The 2889-nt window shown below is 63.0% G+C and carries 4 protein-coding genes and 1 pseudogene; 3 read left to right on the plus strand and 2 right to left on the minus strand.

The genetic code is table 11. The features are described from left to right. Positions 1-86 (minus strand): DUF5372 family protein (locus VMD50_RS22110; RefSeq protein ID WP_325430728.1); only part of this gene is annotated, 86 nt, incomplete at its 3' end. A 50-nt stretch (positions 87-136) separates the two neighbouring features. Here VMD50_RS22110 and VMD50_RS22115 point away from each other — a divergent pair. The 3 genes and pseudogenes from VMD50_RS22115 to VMD50_RS22125 all read left to right on the plus strand — a co-directional run. Next, positions 137-430, plus strand: a pseudogene (locus VMD50_RS22115) (hypothetical protein); the annotation flags it as partial. A gap of 71 nt (positions 431-501) precedes the next feature. Beyond that, complete coding sequence (locus tag VMD50_RS22120) at positions 502-1755, plus strand: TRAFAC clade GTPase domain-containing protein (protein WP_325430724.1); 1254 nt, start codon at positions 502-504, stop codon at positions 1753-1755. A gap of 6 nt (positions 1756-1761) precedes the next feature. After that, on the plus strand, positions 1762-2574 hold the full coding sequence (locus VMD50_RS22125) for a hypothetical protein (protein WP_325430726.1): 813 nt from the start codon (positions 1762-1764) through the stop codon (positions 2572-2574). A 216-nt stretch (positions 2575-2790) separates the two neighbouring features. Here VMD50_RS22125 and VMD50_RS29755 read toward each other — a convergent pair. Continuing rightward, positions 2791-2889, minus strand: a 99-nt coding sequence (locus tag VMD50_RS29755) for a LuxR C-terminal-related transcriptional regulator (RefSeq protein WP_414686141.1), incomplete at its 5' end; no start/stop codon positions are given.

Raw genomic sequence — 2889 nt, forward strand, 5'->3', positions numbered from 1 at the left:
AAGAACACCCGATCCTCCGACCACGTTTGCCGAACCGCCAGAAACACAAACTCCCGCCCGGACCACGGGTGAAACGGGTGCGTCACCCGAACAATTCGCTGATCACCGACGGGATCGAGCGCAGTTGACAACGTGGAACAATGGACTCTGGGAGACCACCATCGGTGTCTACAAGACCGAGTGTGTGCGCGAGGGTTCCCCGTTTCGCAGCGGGTCGATCGAAACCCTCGCCGACCTGGAGAACATCACCGCCACGTGGGTGGCGTGGTACAACGGCAGCCGGCTCATGCACCGGCTTGGGCGCCGGCCGCCCGCGGAAGCCGAGGCCGAGTACTACGCTCGACTTCACGCCGGAATGCACACCGGTCACATAGAACGAGGTGTGCATGAAACCGGGGGTGCTCCAAATCACCCGCGGGTGATTGAGTAGTGGGATACTCGTGTCTAATCGCGGCTGCCCGGTGACAGTTATTGGACGGGCGGAGTACCGGGAGTGTCGCCATGAGCGTGTTGTTCATAGTCATAGCCGTAATCGTGTTGGCCCTCGTCGCGCGTGCCGTCGCAAAAAAGCTGAAGGTACGCCAATTGACCAAGGCTCTCGTAGAGAGCGAAACGGTCCCGACCTTTCGGGTCGTCGCATTGGGCGTGGCCGGGTCGGGCAAGACTGTCTTCTTGGCGAGCATGTTCCACCGACTGCACATCAGGTCTCCCGGCGGGTCGTATTTCCTGGAGACGGCCGCTGCGGACCGGGTGGCGCTCAACAGCTTGTTCCAGCAGGTCGAGCGGACTGATCTACCCTGGCCCCGCGGAACGCGTGTCGGAGAGACGCGTGAGTACACCTTCGACTGCATGGCGGTTCGGGGTGGCGAGAAGCACAAGGTGCTCAGCCTTAACTATCTCGACTATGCCGGTGAGTTGCTCGAGGCAGAGCAAGAAGGACCGCATGCGCTGGCCGATCTGGCGCGCCGAATCAGCGAGGCGCACGCGCTCCTCGCGATCATCGACGGTTACCGCGTGCGGCAGTGTCTCCGCGGCGAGCCCGCAGGCCAGCAGTACCTTCGCAGCACCATCCAGCCGATGATCGGGTTCCTGGCGGCCGCGACGTGTCCGATCCATTTCGTTGTCACTAAGTGGGATCTGGTGAGAGATTTCGGTGAGCCGCCGCAGGCCACCGATGACGAACGCCTGCGGATGGTGCGCGACCAATTGTGGTACCAGGCCGGGATATCGCCGATCGTGGAACAGCAAACCAGCGGCTCCAAGGTGGTCCGGCTGGTTCCAGTGAGCGCGGTCGGCGAGGGATTTGTCCGCCTCGACCAGTCGGGCAATATCGTCAAAGTCGCCGACCGGACGCCGCATCCGAGCAACCTGGAAGTGCCGCTCTCGGCAGTGTTGCCAGATCTGTTTGCGCAAGCCGGCGCTACGCTCGCAGCGTCTGGGACGTCCAGCCCACGTCGGCAGGACCGCCGGGTCAGCATCGCAGAGATCGCGGCGACGGTCGCACAGCTCCTCAGCGTGCCTGCCGGGATGGTTTTGCAGACCGCGCTACAACTCGGAAACGCCGGCACGTACAGCGAGGCGATCGCGGCGACGTTCGTCGACTGGATGTGTCGGCCCGCGCAGGACGGCAAGGCTATGGAACAGAACCGCAGTCTGGTCCGCCAGCTGCGCACGGACGTGCTAAAGGAATTTGAATTCACCGTGAATCGGCTCGAATACGAGATGTCGTGTTCTCGACTCACCACGGCGGCTTAAGAAGTTATGGCGGCCGCCGTGCAATCGACGACGGGATGGGCATTCCTCGTGGCACGCGGACGCCATCGCGGATACCGGTCGATACTCGCCCCGGACTTCCTCGCTGAAAGCGGCGAACATCGCATGCTCGCGGAGTTTATAGTCGACGACGTCGATTCCGCCGGCCCACCGCGGATCATTCCACTCATGGCGCGAAGGGCTGGTCCCGTCACTGTCGTCTACCGCTCGCACAGGATGACGCCGGCTGACCTGGCAGACGCCGCGTCCGACGCATCCGACGGGCAACCGGTCACCGATCAGCACGGCAGACCGTTGGATCTGTTATACGGGTTCGTGTCTCGCGCTCCAGGAATCAGCCAGGCTCGTGAGGACGATCTGGCCACTGCAAAGTGTCAGGCGCTCGATGTGTACCGCGACTTTCTGAGCGACGAAGCCGGGTTCAGGACTGCGACCTCGCATGCGTATCCGGTCCAGATCGTGGCCGAGCCGTCCACTGCTCAACCCCGACCGGTAGCCCCGTACCCGCCTACCCCCGTGCCGGGATTGCCACGCCCCGAGGAGTCTGCCGCTGCTCCCACAAGCCCAGGCCGCCGCACAGCGGTTATTGTCGCGGTGGCTGTACTGGTCGGCCTACTCGTCATAGCGGTGGTTGCGATCTGGTTGGCGTGGCATCCCGATAAGCGTCCCGCGACGCCGATCCGGGGTGGCGGTGGATGGCAAGTTAATTCCAACAGTGCCTTTCCTGAGGACCCCGGCGAAGTGGGCACCATCGTTGTCCAGATGCGCGAATTGCAGTTTCGATCCGGTGGTGGCGAGTAGCTGGAAGAGAGGGCGCGACGTCCGTGAGTCCCTTTGCACCGCTATGAGATTCAGCTGGAGCGAAGGGGCCGATGACGGCTCATTAGCACGTCAACAAACGCAATCGTCGGTCGCCGAGCGCCAAGGTGCGCTGGCGTCGACGCGCCCGGGTTGCCGGCTGCTCCTCAATCGACCATCGCCTTGCGGGCCTTCGAAAACAATCAGTTTCGTTCGGTGCTAAGGCGACCCCGTATGGCGGGCTGCTTCTTGGACGAGTTGTACCCGCGAGGTCAGGCCGAGTTTGGTGTAAACGTGGGTGAGGTGGGTTTGCACGGT

This window comes from Mycobacterium sp. (assembly GCF_035506235.1).
GTDB lineage: Bacteria > Actinomycetota > Actinomycetes > Mycobacteriales > Mycobacteriaceae > Mycobacterium.

Excerpts from the sequence above, each read along its gene's own strand:
- VMD50_RS22125 (WP_325430726.1), top strand. The coding sequence starts at position 1,762 with ATGGCGGCCGCCGTGCAATCGACGACGGGATGGGCATTCCTCGTGGCA.
- VMD50_RS22120 (WP_325430724.1), top strand. The coding sequence starts at position 502 with ATGAGCGTGTTGTTCATAGTCATAGCCGTAATCGTGTTGGCCCTCGTC.